The following is a 17268-nucleotide window of genomic DNA, read 5'->3' on the forward strand; positions in this document are numbered from 1 at the left end:
CGCCTCGCCCAGCATCGCGCAGGCACGGGTGCGAAGTACACGCGCGGGCGCGGGCCGCTCACCCTGCTCGCAAGCGCGGAATTCCCCACCAAGCACGACGCGATGAGCGCGGAATACCACTTCAAGCGCCTCACGCGCGACAAGAAAGACGCCCTGCTTGCGAAGGCTGCCGCATCGAAAGAGCCCTTCGAGCGCATACTGGAGGAAGCGTTCGCGAAATAGGGCGCCTCGCAAAGCCAGCCACAGCGAAAAAGGCCAATCAGCAACGAAGCGCTGCACCATCGCCGGCACAGCGCTTCGTTCATTACCTTGATTATCGCAACGGGGGCAACTCCTACTCGAACTCGTAGAGGCCCTTCGTCGCTTCCTGGAAAGCGGCGTAGACTTCCATCGCCACGCCTTCGTCCTCCACAAGCTCGAAGCCGGACGGCTGGTCGTCCTCGTCAAATTCCACAGCCTCCAAGATGACCACCTCACCGGAGGAAAGCGCCGGCTCCTCCTCGCTCACCGGGAAGAAAATGCCATAGCGATGACCGCCATGCAGAAGCAGGCCGAGGAACTCCAGAACGGTCGCGTCGCCTTTGGAGTCCTCGAAGTTGATGGTCAAGCCCTCCTCGACGGGCGGGCAGAAATTAGGGTTCGAACCTTCGCGCACGGGGCGCTCCTCTCTCTTCGCGCACCGATCAGGTGCGGCATTCTCGTAGCTGTAAGTCTTACCCGTAAGTATAAAGCGAGCCCCCGCCTTATCGTGCGAGGGCTCGCAAATCAATCGCATTCGCGCAACCCGGCAAAAGCCGCTCCGCCTTACCTCTTCCCCTTGCGCTCGGCACGCGAAGGCTTCTTCTTGCCGAAGTCGGGCGAAACCGCCGCATCATGAGGCGACACTGCCGAAGTCACAGCCGTCGTACCCTCGGAAGCGCCAGCGTCCACCGAAGAAGCCACATCGCCAGCAGCCGCCGCAGCCACAGCGGGGACAGCCGCACCCAGAAGGCGGTTCAAGAACCAGCGCTGGATGTCGTTGCCGTACTTCTTCTGCAGCTTCTTGAAGCGCGGCTCGTGCGTCTTCCAGATGACGTAGAGCGGCGTCGCGATGGCGTAGGACGAGTAGCAGCCGCACACGAGGCCGATCGTCATGGCAAGCGCGAAGTCCTTCAGCGTCTCGCCGCCGAACAGCAGCATCGCCACAACCGGGATGAGCGAGGTGATCGAGGTGTTGAGCGAACGCACGAGAACCTCGTTCACCGAGTGGTTCGCCATGGTGGCGAAGGTGCACTTCACCGAGTCGTCCTTCATGTTCTCGTTGATGCGGTGGAACACGACCACCGTGTCGTAGAGCGAGTAGCCCAAGATGGTGAGCAGGGCGGCGATGGTGTTCGGAGTGATTTCGCGACCGACGAGCACGTAGACGCCCACGACGATGATAAGGTCATGCAGCAGCGCCACGACCGCCGTCACGCCCATCTTCGGATCGCGGAAGCGGATCGAGATGTAGGCGATGATCAGCAGCAACGAAATAAAGAACGCGACCGCCGACGACTGGATGACGCTTGCGCCCCAGTCAGGGCCGATCGTGGTGACCTCGAAGCTGTCGGTGGTCCAGCCGAAGGCGTCCGCCACCTCGTTCGCCGTCACCGTCGCATCTTCGGCGGAAGTCGTGGTAGTGCGGACGAGGAAGCCCGGCTCGCCGTCCGCCGTCGTGGTCTGGATGACCGCGTCGGGCTCGCCCGCATCGCTGAACGCGTCGCGGACCTGCTCGGTCGTCACGTCGCCCGTGCCGTGGAAGGTCACCGACGTGCCGCCGACGAACTCGATGCCGAAGTTCATACCGCGCACGCCGACGATGATGGCGACAAGCACCATCGCGCAGCATGCCGCGGTGAGGAAGATCTTCTTAAGCCCCAAAAGGTTGATGTCGAGCTTGATGAAGCGGCCGCGCACGTCCTTGCGCGAAGCGGCCTGCTTCACGCCCTGGAAGTAAGGCACAGCCTCGATGCAGTCCTCCACACCCCAGAACTTGGGGTGCTTCGCGATGAGCTTCGGGGCGAGAAGGCGGATGAGCGGCGCTTTGAACAGCACCATCATGATAATGTCGCACACGATGCCCAAAGCAAGCGTCATGCCGAAGCCCTTGACCGAGGCGCTCGCCAAGAAGAACAGCGTGAGCGCGGAGACGAGCGTCACGAGGTCGGCGTCGATCGAGGTCAGGATGCCGTGGCGGACGCCCGTGATGGACGCAGCGCGCACGCTTCGGCCCATGCGAATTTCCTCGCGGAAGCGCTCGAGGGTGAGAATCGACGAGTCGGCTGCCATGCCGATGGTCAAAACGACGCCGGCGATGCCCGCCATAGAAAGGCTGAACAGGCCGAATGCGGAAAGCAGCGCGAGGATGCCCAGATAGATCGCCGCGAACACGGCCATTGCCGCCGCAGTGATGACGCCGAGCCCTTCGTAGAACACGAGCAGGTAAATCATGACAATCACAAGGCCGATAAGCGCTACGAGCACGCCGGACTGCAGCGCATCCTGGCCGAGCGTCGGGCCGACGACCTGGCTTTGCGCATACTCGAAGCTCACAGGCAGCGAGCCGGACTCGAGCACGGTCTTCATCTGCTTGGCGGCGTCAAGCGTATAGCCGCCGGTGATGGAAACGTTGCCGTCGGAGATGACGGACTGCACGGCAGGAGCAGACTGCACCTCGCCGTCGAGGATGATGACGATCTGGCCCTTGGTGGGAGCGAGGTCTTCAGTTGCCTCGGCGAAGGCCTTCGTGCCCTCGGAGTCGAGGCGCAGGTTAACCGCATAGTCGGTCGAGGTCTGGGAAGCCTGGCCCACGTCGACCTTCTCGAGGTTCGAGCCAGTGATGATCGGCGTGTACGTGCCCTCTTCGACCTTGAGGTGCTGCACCTCTTCGCTCGGGAAGGAATTGCCGAACGCGTCGGTCACCGTGCCCTGCGTGCCGTATTGGCCGTTCTGAATCTTCGTCTTCACATCGGAATCGGTGAAGGAGTCAAGTCGCGCGAACTCGAGCTTACCCGTCTTGCCGATGGTGTTGAGCGCTTCCTCGGTGTCGGACAGGCCGGGGATCTGCACGAGAATCTGGTCGTTGCCCTGAATCTGCACGACTGCCTCAGATGCGCCGAGGGCGTTCACGCGGTTCTCGATGATCGCGCGCGAAGATTCCATGTCCTCAGTGGAAACATCCGACCCGTCGTTGTTGTGCGCCGTGAGCACGACCGAAAGGCCACCTTGAATATCGAGGCCTTGATTGATCTTCTCCTGCGGCGGCGTGAACATCACGATCGAGCCGATGACCAAAAGCGCCATGACCACGAGCAGCCATACGTTGCGCCTATCCTTATTATGATGTTTCTTCTTTTTCTGAGGTTCCGCCATGTGCGTTTTCTTCCTTGCCCTGTCCCCCTACCGCAAAACCATGCGCGACGGGAAATCTGCCAGTAAACCTAACCCTCACATTTTTGCACAACTAAGCCGCATGAGAAAGCAACTTGCGGCATGTTGCAAAAAATTATTCTTAAAGGTAGATAAAATTGCGGTAAAGAAGCTTGGCAAAACGCCGAAGGACATCGTCGGGAAGCGCCCCATCGTCAGGATGCTTGCATTCCGATGCGGGTGCGCTATGCTGCTGATATCGACCTCACATGGCCGCAAAATCGCAAGAGCGCGACCCCGAACAACGTTGCGCCGACGAAGGATGAAAAACATGCCCATTATTCTTGGATTTCTGGCAGGTGTCGGCCTTCCCATACAGACGAGCGTAAACACACGGTTACGGAAAAAGGTAGGCTCCCCCTTCAACGCAGCCCTGGTGTCGTTTCTTGTAGGGCTATTGTTTCTGTCCGCATTGTTGCTGGTCACCGGGCAGGGGCTGCATATCCCTTTCGCACAATTGCTGAATGAGCCCGCATGGATCTGGATCGGCGGCATTTGCGGCGTGGTGTTTCTGACGGGAAACATCTTGCTGTTTCCGAAACTAGGCGGAGTGCAGACGGTCGTGCTTCCAGTTCTCGGCCAAATCTTAATGGGACTGACCATTGACAATTTCGGGCTGTTCTATTCGCAGCAAACGTCATTGACCGTATTCCGCATTGCAGGCGCGGTGCTGGTGCTTCTCGGTGTGGTTTTGGTTTCGACGGCGAAAGAAAGCAAGGCGGACCGCACCACTCGGCAAAACTCAGCACCTGCCTCTTTATGGCTCTGGAGGGCGTTCTCCGTCTTTAGCGGAATGGCAGTCGCAACCCAAACTGCCGTAAACGGATACCTTGGGGTAGCGGCAGGTTCCCCGATAAAAGCATCCGTTATCTCGTTCATCGTCGGAATAATCTTGTTGGCGATTATCTGCATCGTCTTGCGTTTAAAGAATGGGAAACCAGAGTCAGAGGAAGAGAAACCGACTAAAACCCCTGGTGGATGTGGATTGGCGGAATCCTTGGCGGACTATACGTTCTCGCAAATGTCTATCTGTCGAGAATCATAGGAACCGGAATGACGGTTGTCGTTCTTCTGGTCGGCTCCACGACGGGCGACATTCTGGTCGATCATTTCGGGATATTCGAGTCTCCGAAAAAGGCAGTTAACAGGCAGAAAATACTCGGCGTCCTCATCATGATTCTCGGGGCCGCCGCAATTAAGCTGCTGTAAGGGGCATCAAAATGAAGACGCAGCCTTCGTATAGCAGGTCAATGAAAGCGCCTTCAACACACCCTATAGCCTAGCGCTATCGCCAAAAGCGCTATCCCCAATTCCTACAACTATCCCCTGCAACCAACACGAGCCCCCGGCTTTCCCTGATTGCAGGGGAAGCCGGGGGCTTTCAACGCCGCAGAAGCGCTACTTACGATTGATTCTCCTTATCCGGGGATCCTCCTTGTTCATTGGAGTCCAGAACAGAGGGGTCCAGAACCCGTTCTTGGGCAGAGTCTTTAGCTCCATTCAAATGAAGCTCATTTGCGCTAAGAATGATGTGGGCGAAAGCGCATATTGTAAGGAGACCAGCGAGCACAAAAAAAGCTGGCAAAGCAATGCTTAACAAGTCGAAGACATTCTTTGCCGCGTTTGCGCCAAACGCCATAGCTTGATAAGAATCCGAGTAGTAATCAGCCCCGTATTCTTTTGAGCCTAGATGCGAAACATCCCCACCATAGCCCGCAGGGTAGAACGTTGCATCCTGAGCGATTCCATTTAAAGAAATGCCAACCAGAATGAAACCGATGCCTATCAGTATTCCAATTATTGGACATACAAGACTGCGCACATTTCGCTTCACAATAATCCTTCCTCTTTTGGGTACTGTCGCTCCAGCGCGTTCGAAGCCAATGTCAAAGTAACATGCCAACTTCTTTCCTGTACAAAATGCAAATGCGCTAGTTAGACACTGTCTTCGTGTCGTAAATCACATTGCACGAATACTCATAATTGAAATGAGCGCTATACGCATCATCATATTTGTTATACGAGAGGGCAAACGAACCGCCTTGGTATGTCAGTTCAGTATTGTCCTTTTCGTACAGAGTATCCGGAAGTCCATCGAAGGTTACATCGAATGAGGCTTTGTCCTTAGAGGTCTTCACCAGCGAAGACAGCGATGAATAATTAGTGGGGTATTCGAACTCTGCACTCCCTTTATATCGAATTGTCCCATCATCGTTGATGATACAGCTGATTTCGAGCTTGTATTGCCCGGCCATATCGAGGTCCCAGCCCTCCCAGCGGTTATCTCCAGCACTCCAATATTGCTTCGTTGAACCAGTTGCCGTCCCAGAATTAATCCAAGTTCCACATAGATCAACAATTTGCTGATTGTCCGAAAGGGTTTTCAGGCGCGATGCCACACTTATATCCTTATATTCGAAATCTTCAGGAAGCGATTCGAATTTGTCCTGAGCTCGGCCAAGGTGACCTTGATCATATTCTTTCTCGGCATCAAGCAGATTCAAGGCATTTTGACACAACTCAGCTTTTGACGACGCATCTTGATAGTCACCAGCTTGGAGGAAGGCACTTCTCGCATCGCTGAGAGAGCCGCTCTCGAAAAGAGCCCGACCTCTTCCGTAGAACGCTTCCTTACGACACTCGACAGAGTCTTCGACGTCCAGCCCGTCAAGGCTTGCCAACGCCGCCTCATAGTCACCGTCGGCAAGAGCGATCATCGCATCGCAATACGAAATATAGTCACTTGCATCGTCTTTGTTCGACCTCGAAAAACAATCCTTTGCTTCTTGGTAATTTCCCTGCCCCAAGCATTCCATTCCTCTGCCGTATTCATATGAAGGGACGGCGACGAACGCGACAATTAGCTCAATCACAACAACCGCAGCAAAACACGCAGAAACGATTGCAACTTTTCTCTTTGGAAAATGTCTCTCGTTTATTTCGGCACCTGTGTTTTCCTCTTGAGGTTCCTCACTCAATTCAGGAGAAACGCTCTCCCTATCATCATTCTCGACCCCTACTGAATCAGACTGTCTATCTCTCTCTTCTTCCATCATCAACCTTTCCCTTTCTCGTTAACTTGCCTAGCATTTTTCGAAGCCCAGATCAGAAAGCGTCGCGCCCGTTCCGCTTTCAATTAAAATGTCCTTAATCCCTGAAACCAAACTGCGCACATCGGAACTATTGTCGGAAATCAATCCCTTGCCCGACGTCGTTGCATGACCATCAATCCGCATACCACTAGCGGAATAGTCATCCCACTTAACTTGAGACCCCAAAGAATACGTTCCTAAGTCGAGAACGCCCGTCCCCTTTTCGCCCAAAGACGCATATCCTATATTCGTGTTTGCTCGGCCTTGTAGTTCTGCTTCTGCTTGGTGGTAAGGGATAGAGAGGTCGAGCTCAACAAGCATGCCGGAAGAGCTCACACTTAAATCTGACTCGTATCGGCATTTCAGATTTCCATCTTGCCTCGCCTCGACAGAAACCTTGTAGTTTTTCCCGGGGTAATCTTTCGTTACCCCACCCTTCTCCCTAGCGTATTCAACAAAGAGCCAGAATCGGCAATCTGCTTCTTTTAAGCTAATTTCATCAGAGGGTTCAAGGGATTCATACAGTTCAAGCGCTTCTCGGTAAGAGCCCTCGTCAAATAGCTTGTCTGCTTTCGACTCATTTGTTGCGCATCCGCTCAGCAAAACGCATAACACCATCGCAAAAACGGCAAGGCAGCGTTTCATTACGACCCCCTAATCACTTCAACTTATCCCGACAACTAGTAGCGATTCCGTTTGCTAGCTTAGATATCCCAAATTGGGATATTTTGAATCATAGCATATCGTCAGCGCATGGATATTGAAGCGAACACCATTATTGGCGCCTTTTTGCGCAGCGCTCGTCGCCGAGAGCAGTTGACTCAGAGCGATCTAGCTACTCTGCTGAATAAGCCTCAATCCTATGTGTCAAAAATCGAGTCGGGAGAACGTAGCCTTCATGTCTCTGAGCTATTCGACTATTCGAATGCGCTAAATGTTCCCCCCGAAGACTTAGTTGCAGCAATGCGGGTGCATCTCGATAAGTAACTTGTTCCAATGGGGCAATAACCGCTTTCGACCAATACGTTATTAACCTCAATCCACCTGTAGGCCCGCAAAGCCTGCGAGGGCCGTATGCGACCTACCGATGCAGAAGGAAGTCGACGATGTTCACGATCTCTATCCCATCGATATCCGAAGGGTAACTGCCCTCGCCCACCACGACGATTTTGCGGTACTCGTCTCCGATGCGTCGCAGCGGGGCAAGTTCGCGACGCTGCGTTTCCTCGTCCTGCATATTTTCAGTTACCTGAATATACATCTTGCATCGAGGCTTCATGGCAACAAAGTCAACCTCGCCTCCACGCAAATGGCCAATCAGAACATCGTAGCCGTCAAACAGCAGCTGGTTGAACACCAGGTTTTCCAACACGCACCCGGTGTCGGTGCCTCGATAGCTGTCCAGGTAGTTGAGCATGCCGACATCCGCAATATAGTATTTGCCGCCCGTCTTCAACAGTTCCCGTCCCTTCACGTCGTATCGAAGCACGTGACGGAACAGGTACGCCTCTGCAAGCGTCGAGATGTAGAAATCCGTTGTCGCTCGGGTCGCCGATTGCCCGTCGGCCTTCAAAGAACCTGCGATTTTGTTAATCGATGTTTCGTTGCCGATATTGTCCGCCATAAACGCGCAGATACGCTCGAGGGCCGCTTGGTTGCTAACCGCCCGCAGCCCCTTGCGCTGAGCGCGCATCATGATATCGCGAACGATTATGGTCTGGTATATGCTGCGCATATAGTCGCGGTGCACCGATTCACCCGGCTCCTGAAAAGCCAGATACGGAAAGCCCCCGAACGTGCGATACTGATCGAACAAGTTGGCAAGCGTAGCGAAAGAGCCGTCCTCGAACGAGGCGATATCCGATCCCGTCTTTCCTGCAGGCCGCCACGTCGCCCCACGAAAATCGAGGTATTCGGCAAACGTCAGCGGCTGCATCGGTATCTCGACATAACGTCCCGAAATGAGCGTTGCAAGCTCGCTCGACAGCAGAAACGCGTTCGAGCCAGTCACGTAAATATCGCAATCGGCATCAACGCGCAAAGCATTGATAGCTTTTTCCCAGTTCTCGACATTTTGCAGCTCGTCAAAAAAGAGATATGCGTGCGGTTGTTCGGCAATGCGGCTTGTGACCAGGTTGTACAAATCGCGATAGTCGACGATCCCCGCAAACTCCATCGATTCCATCTTGAACGTAAGAAGCCTGTTTTCGGGAACGCCTTGCTGCGCAAGGTGACGACGCATCATGTCAAGCAATGTCGACTTCCCGCAGCGCCGAATACCCGTGATTACCTTAACCAAGTCGGTATCTTGGAATGAGATGAGCTTATCGAGGTACTTTTGCCGCACGATCATAAGGCCCTCCAATTTCATTCAGAACTGCCCGTTACAATAGTCAAAACTTGCGAGATTTGCAAGTTTTGACTATGGCATCGACAAAACTTGCAATAAATGCAAGTTTTGTCGATTGAGTTAGCGCAGCGAGCTCGATTTCCATAGTTTTGCAGCTCGTCTACCTGTTTCGCGGGCACCAAGCCGAGGGCAAGTGGCCAAAAACTGCAAGGGCGGTCCGCTATCTGACCAGGACTGATTCACTTGTTTTCTTTATCGTTCGCTCATGCGGGAGCTCTGTGGGTTTGCAAGCAAAATCTAACATGTCCTCTAGCTAAGCATCTTGCAAATGTAAAGAAAGTGCTGTACATTGCAATTACACTAAAGCAATGAGGTGATTAACATGCCAAAAACGGCAACTATCAACATGCGCGTGAACCCCGAGGTCAAAAGCGATGCGGAATCAATTTTTGCCAGCTTAGGCATGAGCCTCACTGAAGCAATCAACGTGTTTCTGCATAAGTCCATCATGGAAGGCGGCTTGCCGTTTGACGTGCGACAACCGCGATACAACGCAACTACCGAGGCTGCAATGCGCGAAGCACGCGACATCATGGCCGGTAAGGTAAAGGCAGAATCCTACGATAGCGCAAGTGAGCTTTTTTCCTCTCTCGACAAGTAACGCCTATGCCATTAAAACTTGTCCCGACATCCCAATTCAAGAAAGATCTCAAGCGAATCAGGAAACGCGGCTATAACCTTGACGCACTTGAGATCGTTCTCGATAAGCTATGCGCATGTCAACCGCTTGAAAATCGAAATCACGACCATGCCCTATCGGGTAATTACGTTGGATTTCGCGAATGCCATATCAAGCCCGATTGGTTACTTGTATATGCAATCGATGGTGATCAGTTGATTCTAACCGCCTCAAGAACCGGCACTCATTCCGATTTATTCCAAGAGTGATTACGGCAAGCAGCCGCTAACCCTCGCTGCTAAAACCGATTTTACTAAAAACGTTTTTAGTAAAATCGGTTTTAGCTTTGCGGGAACCGAAGCATCTTCCCTCATTCCCCGGCGAGTATGAGCTGCAAATTGCTGCAATCCGCAGCTTCTTAGTAATCCTTCGCCGCGGGGCTTGCCATCCACTGCGCTTCGAACTCGGCATACGCATCGGCAAGCACAGCCTCGCGCGCGCGGCGCATGAGGTCGAGCAAATAGTGCAGGTTGTGAATGGAAAGCAAGATGCCGCCGAGCATCTCGTCCTGCTTCACAAGATGGCGAATGTAGGCCCGCGTGTGATTTTGGCAGGTCGGGCATGTGCACTCGGGGTCGAGCGGCGTGAAATCGCGCGTGTACTTGGCGTTGCGCATGTTCATGCGGCCCTGACTCGAAAACGCCGTGCCCATGCGGGCCGTACGCGTGGGAAGCACGCAGTCGAACATGTCGACGCCCTCGCCCACCGCGCGCACGAGCGTGGTCGGGTTGCCCACGCCCATGAGATAGCGCGGGCGATCGTCGGGCAGCGCACGCGCTACCTGGCCCAACGTCTCGAACATCGTCTCGTGGTCCTCGCCCACCGAATAGCCGCCGATGCCGAAGCCGCCGAATCGGCGCCCGCCGGCAGCCAGGCTCTCGTCCTCGATTTCGCGCAGACGGCGAATGCTCTCCAGGCGCAAATCGAGGTTCATGCCGCCCTGCACGATACCGAAGAGCGTCTGATCAGGTCGTTTGTGCGCCGCCAGGCAACGGCGCGCCCACATAGCCGACAGGTCGACCGCGCGCTCGACGAACTCGCGCGTCGCGGGGTACGGCGGGCACTGGTCGAGCTGCATGGCAATGTCGGCGCCAAGCGCTTCCTGGATGCGCATGTTCTCCTCGGGCGTCCAGCGCACATAGCTGCCGTCGTAAATCGAGCGGAAGGTGACGCCGTCGTCGTCGAGCTTGCGCGTATCGGCGAGCGAGAAGATCTGGAATCCGCCCGAGTCGGTAAGCATCGGCCCGTCGTAGTTCATGAACTTGTGCACCCCGCCGGCTTCCGCAACCACGTCCTCACCGGGGCGCTGCGAGAGATGGTAGGTGTTTGCAAGCACCACCTGGGATTTCAGCTCGCGAAGCTGCGGCGGGGTGATACCTTTCACCGTGGCCGACGTGCCGACGGGCATAAACATGGGCGTGTGGAAATCGCCGTGCGCCGTCGTGAAGGTGAGCGCGCGGGCGTTGCCGCTCTGAGCGTCGCACGTGCAGTCGAAAAGCGCCATGCTAGTTCGCGCCTCCCTCGATCGTCGCAGGGTCATCGCAGGTCGGAAGGCCGTCCACCCACGCCGCGAACTCAGCCATCGCTCCGTGCTTCACGCCTTCGAGCCCACGGCCCTTAGGGTCCATAAGGTGGTCGGTCACCAGGTACACGTCGCAGCCAAGATCGGCCGACGCCAAGTCATCGAGCGTGTTGTTACCCACCATGAGCACTTCGTCGGCGGAAAGCCCGCAATTCGCGAGAACCTCCGCATAGTATTCCACCTGCGGTTTCACCGTCGAGGAGTTCTCGTACGTGGAAATGTAGCGAAACGGCGCGTCGCCTACGCCACCCCACGCAAGGCGCCACTCGACCGCGCGACGGGGAAACATCGGCTGGGTCGCCAGCACAAGCGGATACCCCTTCGCGACGAGCACCTCGAGGGCCCGGCGCGCTGCCGGGTTCGGCTGAACATCTGCGCCGATAGCGCCGAATCTCGTCTCGTAGTAGCCTGCGAACATCGCATCCCAGTCGGCCGCGTCGCGATCGAGCACGGCGAAGAACGCGTCCCAGAACACATCGTAGTTCGTCTTCCCGCCGGGTTCGCGCTTGGCCATAGCAGAAGCGCCTGCACCGAACGCACACGCGAACTTCTCGCCGTCGACCCCCTGCTCAGCCGCAAAACGGGCGATGTCCTTGAAGTACCCACCCAAGAATTCATCGAGCTCCATCGGGCACAACGTGCCGTCGAGGTCGAACAATATCGCGCGATATGACGTGTTCGCCATGAAAGACCCTTCCCAGAAAAAGGCCGCCCCAACGGGCGGACCGCACATTCGATACGAACAACAGTATAAAAGAGTGGAACGCCTCGGCCGCCGAGCGCGACGTCAAACATGCAAAGTGCGGAAAACGAGGTGCGAAAGCATGCGCGCCACACCTTTGCAAACATCGAGGTTTAGCGGTTTCGCCAGCGGCGGCACGGGCTGAGTTCGGCCCTGTGCTAGTATCGTTGGGTTGAATTCACGAGGGCGAGAGGAGCCGCAGATGAAATTGCTTTTGCACGCATGCTGCGGGCCATGCTCGCTCGAGCCCGTGCGCCTTCTCCAAGCGGCGGGGCACGATATCGCCATTTACTACACGAACTCAAACATCGCGCCGCGCGAAGAGTACGCGCACCGCCTCGCCACGCTCGAGGACTGGGCGAGAAGCGAGGGCATTCCCGTCATCGAGGGCCCTTACGACCCTGCCAGCTGGGAGGAGGCTGCGGGGCGTATCGGAGACGCAGCGCTCGCCGACGTCCGAGCCGCACGCGAGGACGCGCAATCGACCACAGGCGAGGACACGCCCCTTCGTGCCGACGTCCTCTCCGTCGACCCCGCGCGCCGAGAGGCACGCTGCCGTACGTGCTACCGGCTGCGACTCGAGGAAACGGCGCGGGTGGCCGCTGAACAGAGCTTTGACGGCATCGGCACCACGCTTTCCGTAAGCCCCTATCAATACACCCAGATCATCGAGGAAGAAGTGCAGCGAGCGGCCGAGCGCGCCGGAGTTGCAGGCGTCTTCGAGGACTTCCGCCCCTACTACGACGAGGCCACGCGCCGAAGCCGCGCGCTTGGAATGTATCGCCAAAACTACTGCGGTTGCCGCATAAGCGACGAAGAGGCTGCAGCCGAACGAGCCGAGCGAAAGGCTCAGCGAGCAGCCGCGAAACAGGCGGAACGGGCCGAGCACGCCGAGGAAATCGCCGCCGCCGAGGCGGAGCTCAAACAGCATCGCGCCGCACGCGCAGCCTACGACAAGAAGCAAGCCCGCAAGCGAGCGATTCTCAAATCGCTTCGCGAGCAGGCAAAACAGGAAGTTTCAGAGTGAGACCCTTCGCCGACCCCATACACCGTTACATGGATCACGTGCGGCGCACGTGCGAGACCGACCCCGAGCGCGCCTGGCGAGACGCCCTCATCGGCTTTCGCGGCAACACCTGGGGATCGCGCCATCTTCCCAACTTCCATGCGGCGCGCGGCTACCACAAGCTGGAAGCCTACACGCTCGGCCTCGTGTCTGACCAGCTCGGACACGAAAACAACTACGTATGGGGCAACGTGTTCGCGCCGGTGGAAATCATGGAGTGCTTCGGCCTGGGAACCGTGAGCGTCGAATGTCTGGCGAGCTTCTTCTCGGGATACCACGCCGCGCCGTTCTTCATCGACCGCGCGCAGGAGGCCGGCATCGCGCCCACGCTGTGCACGTACCACAAAACGGTCATGGGGATGATGGAGACGGGCGTGCTGCATGCGCCGCGGCTCGCCGTGACCACCTCTTGCGCCTGCGACGGCAACTTAAGCACCTTCCGCCAGCTGGGGCAACGAATGGACGTCCCCATGGTGCTGCTCGACGTACCCTACGACAGCGACGACGCATCGGTGGACTACCTCGCCGACCAGTTACACGAGCTCACGCGCACCCTCGAAGAGTTGACGGGCGTGCCCTTTGACGAGAGCCGCCTTTCCCATCTTCTGGAAGTCGAGCGCGAGACTAACGCCCTCGCCTGGGAATTCATGTGCCTGCAAGCGGAGCATTTCTACCCTGCCGAGTTCATTCACCACCTGTTCTTCGTGCTCGCCATGCAGCTTTCGGCGGGAAGCGAGGAGTTGCGCGATCTTTTGCGCTTCATGGTGGACGACATCAAGCGCGCGCCGAGGCTGCAGGGCGACAAAATCCTTTGGGTGCACCTCATGCCGTACTACCAGCAAAGCCTGAAAGCCGCCTTCGACTACAGCCCGGCCCATCAGATCGTCGCCGTTGACATGGCCTTTTGCACGATGAGCGAGCTCACCGACGCCGATCCTTTCCGCGCGCTTGCCAAAAAGCTCATCGGCAACGCAATGAACGGCCCCTACGAACGCAAGCTCGCACTCGTCGACCGTCTGCTCGACGCGACACACGCCGACGGCGTCATCCACTTCTGCCACTGGGGATGCAAGCAGTCCGCGGGCGGAAGCGCCCTTTTGCGCGAGCACCTGCACGAAGCCGGCGTGCCGCTTCTGCAGCTCGACGGCGACGGCATCGACGAGCGAAACAGCCACGACGGGCAGATAAAGACGCGCCTCGAGGCATTCTTCGAGGTGCTCGAGGCGAAGCGAGCGGAAAGCGACGCGCAGGGCGGGGCTTCCAGTGGGGAAAGCGACGCGCAGGGCGGGGGCGTCGAGGCGAAGGGCGGTGCACGATGAGGATCGGATATGTCTGCAAATACGCGCCCCTCGAGGCGCTCGAGGCAATGGGCGCGCATATGGAGCGCATCGAGCCTGATGAGAGCCTCGTCAGCTTCGATGCTGCCGAATCCTGCATGCACGCGAACGTGTGCAGTTTCGCGAAGGCGACGTTCGAGACCGTCCTTTCGGGAAGCTTCGACGGCATCGTGCTGACCACCTGCTGCGACAGCATGCGCCGCCTCGCCGACGCCCTGCGCGCACAAGCCCCCGACCTGTTCATCCACGTGCTCGACGTGCCGCGCGACACGGGCGAGGCAGCCTGCGCGCTGTTCGAGCGGCGCGTGAGCGAACTCCTTTCCGCATACGGTGAGTTCGCCAATGTCGATTTTTCGGAAGCGAAGCTGTTCACCCAACTCGGCGGCACCCTTTGCCCTGCGGAAGGCACTTGTGAGTCAACCTTGGAGCTCGACTTGGCGAGGCTTCATTCAGAAACTGCACAGCCTTCATTCCGCCTCGCGAAGTCGAGCTCCGTCTCGCAAAGTTTCGCCAACCGCGACAAGGCGGCGGACTCGGCCGCATGGAGCGAAGGCTGCGGAGCTTCTGAGCGCAATGCGGACGAGGCCGTCGCCGTCCCGCAGGTTGAACCCAACCGCGGCCAGGCGACTGACGCCGGCGCATGGAGCGAAGGCTGCGCAGCTTCTGAGCGCAATGCGACCGCGGCAGCCGCCGCAGCGCAGGTCGACAACGCCTTGCAACCGCAGACGCACTTCTCCCCCACGATGCCCAACGTAGGCATCGCAGGCGCACGCGCGAACGCCGAAATCAAGCGAATCCTCGAAGCGCGTGGCGTAAACATCGCCTTCGACATCACCTGCACGAACGCAATCCGTCGTTTCGTGCCCCGAAAAACGGACACCCTTGCCCAGTATGCGCACGACGTGCTCACGCAGCTTCCCTGCGCACGCATGCGGGACATATCCCCGCGCAAAGGCTTCTTCGACCGTGCCCTTCCCCAGGTCGACGGGCTGGTCTACCACACCGTGCAGTTCTGCGACATGTATTCCTACGAATACAGCGACCTCAAACGAACATCGCCCGTGCCGATACTCGCGCTCGAAACCGACTGCACCGCGCAGAGCCGCGGGCAGATGCTCACGCGCCTCGAGGCGTTCCTCGAGTCAATTGGCGCCTCGCAAACCGAACACCCCGAAAGCCAGAAAGGCTCACCCATGAGCACAGCCGCCACTTTCGTCGTCGGGCTCGACTCGGGCTCGACTTCCACCAACGCCGTCGTCATGAACGCGGCGCGCGAGATCGTCGCGAGCGTCGTCATCAGAACGGGTGCGAAGGCGGGCGCCTCCGCCGAGCGTGCGTATCGCGAAGTGCTCGAGCGCGCAAGCATTGCGCCTGACCAGGTTGGATGCACCATCGCCACCGGATACGGCCGCGTGAGCATTCCCTTCGCCGACGAGAACGTGACCGAGATCAGCTGCCATGGGCGCGGTGCGCACTACTTCAACCCCGACGTTCGCACCATCCTCGACATCGGCGGCCAGGACAGCAAGGCCATCCACGTGAATGCCGCGGGCGAGGTGACCGATTTCGCGATGAACGACAAGTGCGCGGCTGGCACGGGGCGCTTTCTCGAAATGATCGCGCGCTCGCTCGAGATCAGCCTCGACGAGCTGGGGCCAGCGGCGCTCGAAAGCAAGAAACGCCTGGAAATCGCCAGCATGTGCTCGGTCTTCGCGGAGTCCGAAGTCATCTCGCTCATCGCCAACAACGAGGAGAAACCCGACATTGCAGCAGGCGTCTGCCGCGCCGTGGCCGGCAAGGCATATTCGCTTATGCGGCGCGTCGGTTTGGAAGGCGCCTACATGATGACGGGCGGCGTCGCCCAAAATCCAGGCGTGGTGCGCGCGGTCGAGGAGCTCATCGGAGAGAAGCTCTTCATCTGCGAGGACCCCCGAAATCGTGGGCGCCACGGGAGCTGCTTTGCTCGCGTTGGAGAAATCAGAGTAGTATATTTACGTATAAATTTTGCATAAATTTATGCTATAATTTCTTCCGTTCTAAGGAGGAATCTATGCCATTGCCTATACCGCAGATCAGGCCCATCAGTGACCTTCGCACCAATCTGAACGATGTATGCGAATTGGCGCGCGAAAGCCAACAGCCCATCTTCATGACGAAGAACGGCAAGGCAAGCCTCGTGGTTATCGACTGCGAGGCGTACGAAGGGCAACAGCGACATGAACGCTATGTGCAGAAACTCCGCGAAGCAGAAATCGAGGAGAAATATCGATCGGAATCGCTCACGAAACAGGCAGTCGGCGATTCCATCGAGCGCCTCTTCGCACATTGGGGCGTTTAAATGCTTGCCCCTCTCTACCGTCCTCGCGCTGCACACGATCTAGAATCGATAGTGATTTATCTAGGTGAGGTGCAGAAAGTCCCGAAATCAGCCCGCAAAATCTACGATTCGATCGTCGAAGCGATCGATCACCTTTGCGAAACGCCCGAGCTTGGCCGCCCCTTCGCCGATGAAAGACTTTCTCACCAAGGGTACCGATCATGGCTTGTCAGCCCCTGCCGCATTTTCTATTCTTTCAACAGCGAGAACCTTATCGTATGGCGAATCATACACACTCGCCAAGATATCGATGACTTTGCGTTCATCGACATCGATGATTAACCGAACGCAAAGCGACGATTAAAGGATTACTACATGAAAACAGAGGATTTCAATTATTCAACAGTCCAGTGGACTGTTGAACCCCGAGCACCGCGAAGCGGGGCGCAGGGGGCCAGGAAGGCGAAGCGCCACAGCGAAGGGCAACAAGCATGAGAACTGAAGATTTCAACTATAACCTGCCCGAAGAGCTTATCGCGCAGGAACCTGCGGCGGTGCGCGACGCCTGCCGCATGTTGGTAATGGACCGCGAA

The 17268-nt window shown here is 57.3% G+C and carries 20 protein-coding genes; 12 read left to right on the forward strand and 8 right to left on the reverse strand.

The features are described 5' to 3' along the window. The coding region (locus tag Q0I65_RS08690; RefSeq protein WP_296062523.1) for a GIY-YIG nuclease family protein at positions 1-222 on the forward strand (222 nt) is incomplete at its 5' end. A gap of 112 nt (positions 223-334) precedes the next feature. On the opposite strand, the gene Q0I65_RS08695 is transcribed toward Q0I65_RS08690, so the two are convergent. Both Q0I65_RS08695 and secD read right to left on the reverse strand, forming a co-directional pair. Then, complete coding sequence (locus Q0I65_RS08695; RefSeq protein WP_296062526.1) at positions 335-655, reverse strand: DUF1292 domain-containing protein; 321 nt, start codon at positions 653-655, stop codon at positions 335-337. A gap of 149 nt (positions 656-804) precedes the next feature. Beyond that, positions 805-3393 carry a protein translocase subunit SecD gene (gene secD, locus Q0I65_RS08700; RefSeq protein ID WP_296062529.1) on the reverse strand — a complete coding sequence of 863 codons (2589 nt, stop codon included), beginning with the start codon at positions 3391-3393 and terminating at the stop codon, positions 805-807. Here secD and Q0I65_RS08705 point away from each other — a divergent pair. Together Q0I65_RS08705 and Q0I65_RS08710 are read left to right on the forward strand one after the other, a co-directional pair. Beyond that, positions 3392-4495 (forward strand): DMT family transporter, encoded by a 1104-nt coding sequence (locus Q0I65_RS08705; protein WP_296062530.1) that lies wholly within the window; start codon positions 3392-3394, stop codon positions 4493-4495. The two genes, secD and Q0I65_RS08705, sit on opposite strands and share 2 nt — an antisense overlap. Then, the gene (locus Q0I65_RS08710; RefSeq protein WP_296062533.1) at positions 4429-4659 is read left to right on the forward strand and encodes a DMT family transporter; all 231 of its coding nucleotides are present in this window, start codon (positions 4429-4431) and stop codon (positions 4657-4659) included. The genes Q0I65_RS08705 and Q0I65_RS08710 overlap by 67 nt, the downstream gene beginning before the upstream one ends. 193 nt (positions 4660-4852) lie before the next feature. Here Q0I65_RS08710 and Q0I65_RS08715 read toward each other — a convergent pair whose 3' ends face one another. From Q0I65_RS08715 to Q0I65_RS08725, 3 genes are all read right to left on the reverse strand, one after another. Continuing rightward, the gene (locus tag Q0I65_RS08715) at positions 4853-5284 is read right to left on the reverse strand and encodes a hypothetical protein (protein WP_296062534.1); all 432 of its coding nucleotides are present in this window, start codon (positions 5282-5284) and stop codon (positions 4853-4855) included. Between the two features lie 97 nt (positions 5285-5381). Further along, entirely contained in the window at positions 5382-6506 is a 1125-nt protein-coding gene (locus Q0I65_RS08720; RefSeq protein WP_296062538.1) for a tetratricopeptide repeat protein, read from the reverse strand. A 27-nt stretch (positions 6507-6533) separates the two neighbouring features. Then, positions 6534-7187, reverse strand: coding sequence for a hypothetical protein (locus tag Q0I65_RS08725; RefSeq protein ID WP_296062540.1), 654 nt, complete (start codon positions 7185-7187; stop codon positions 6534-6536). A gap of 108 nt (positions 7188-7295) precedes the next feature. Here Q0I65_RS08725 and Q0I65_RS09710 point away from each other — a divergent pair, with 108 nt between their 5' ends. Then, positions 7296-7529, forward strand: a complete 234-nt coding sequence (locus tag Q0I65_RS09710; protein ID WP_276998596.1) for a helix-turn-helix transcriptional regulator — start codon at positions 7296-7298, stop codon at positions 7527-7529. A gap of 94 nt (positions 7530-7623) precedes the next feature. On the opposite strand, the gene Q0I65_RS08730 is transcribed toward Q0I65_RS09710, so the two are convergent. Continuing rightward, positions 7624-8895, reverse strand: a complete 1272-nt coding sequence (locus Q0I65_RS08730; RefSeq protein ID WP_296062543.1) for an ATP-binding protein — start codon at positions 8893-8895, stop codon at positions 7624-7626. A 379-nt stretch (positions 8896-9274) separates the two neighbouring features. Between Q0I65_RS08730 and Q0I65_RS08735 the strand changes: the two genes are divergently transcribed. Both Q0I65_RS08735 and Q0I65_RS08740 read left to right on the forward strand, forming a co-directional pair. Next, a complete protein-coding gene (locus tag Q0I65_RS08735; RefSeq protein WP_296062546.1) occupies positions 9275-9553 on the forward strand; it encodes a type II toxin-antitoxin system RelB/DinJ family antitoxin in 279 nt (92 codons plus the stop codon). Positions 9554-9558: 5 nt separating this feature from the next. After that, entirely contained in the window at positions 9559-9840 is a 282-nt protein-coding gene (locus Q0I65_RS08740) for a type II toxin-antitoxin system YafQ family toxin (RefSeq protein WP_296062547.1), read from the forward strand. Between the two features lie 149 nt (positions 9841-9989). Here Q0I65_RS08740 and tgt read toward each other — a convergent pair whose 3' ends face one another. Both tgt and Q0I65_RS08750 read right to left on the reverse strand, forming a co-directional pair. Beyond that, positions 9990-11135 (reverse strand): tRNA guanosine(34) transglycosylase Tgt, encoded by a 1146-nt coding sequence (gene tgt, locus Q0I65_RS08745; RefSeq protein WP_296062549.1) that lies wholly within the window; start codon positions 11133-11135, stop codon positions 9990-9992. A 1-nt stretch (position 11136) separates the two neighbouring features. Next, positions 11137-11898: an HAD family hydrolase gene (locus tag Q0I65_RS08750; protein ID WP_296062552.1), complete on the reverse strand. Its 762-nt coding sequence runs from the start codon at positions 11896-11898 to the stop codon at positions 11137-11139. 259 nt (positions 11899-12157) lie between these two features. Between Q0I65_RS08750 and Q0I65_RS08755 the strand changes: the two genes are divergently transcribed. The 6 genes from Q0I65_RS08755 to Q0I65_RS08775 form a co-directional block, all read left to right on the forward strand. Then, a complete protein-coding gene (locus Q0I65_RS08755; RefSeq protein ID WP_296062554.1) occupies positions 12158-12982 on the forward strand; it encodes an epoxyqueuosine reductase QueH in 825 nt (274 codons plus the stop codon). A 29-nt stretch (positions 12983-13011) separates the two neighbouring features. Next, positions 13012-14340 carry a 2-hydroxyacyl-CoA dehydratase family protein gene (locus tag Q0I65_RS08760; protein ID WP_296062557.1) on the forward strand — a complete coding sequence of 443 codons (1329 nt, stop codon included), beginning with the start codon at positions 13012-13014 and terminating at the stop codon, positions 14338-14340. Next, positions 14337-16370 (forward strand): acyl-CoA dehydratase activase, encoded by a 2034-nt coding sequence (locus Q0I65_RS08765; RefSeq protein ID WP_296062560.1) that lies wholly within the window; start codon positions 14337-14339, stop codon positions 16368-16370. Before Q0I65_RS08760 ends, Q0I65_RS08765 begins: the two co-directional genes overlap by 4 nt. Positions 16371-16408: 38 nt before the next feature. Next, positions 16409-16696 (forward strand): type II toxin-antitoxin system Phd/YefM family antitoxin, encoded by a 288-nt coding sequence (locus Q0I65_RS08770; protein WP_276996494.1) that lies wholly within the window; start codon positions 16409-16411, stop codon positions 16694-16696. Continuing rightward, positions 16697-17017, forward strand: coding sequence for a type II toxin-antitoxin system RelE/ParE family toxin (locus tag Q0I65_RS09715; protein WP_366513247.1), 321 nt, complete (start codon positions 16697-16699; stop codon positions 17015-17017). Positions 17018-17166: 149 nt separating this feature from the next. Further along, positions 17167-17268 (forward strand): S-adenosylmethionine:tRNA ribosyltransferase-isomerase (locus Q0I65_RS08775; protein ID WP_296062567.1); only part of this gene is annotated, 102 nt, incomplete at its 3' end.

The organism is uncultured Ellagibacter sp., assembly GCF_934643285.1.
Lineage (GTDB): Bacteria > Actinomycetota > Coriobacteriia > Coriobacteriales > Eggerthellaceae > Ellagibacter.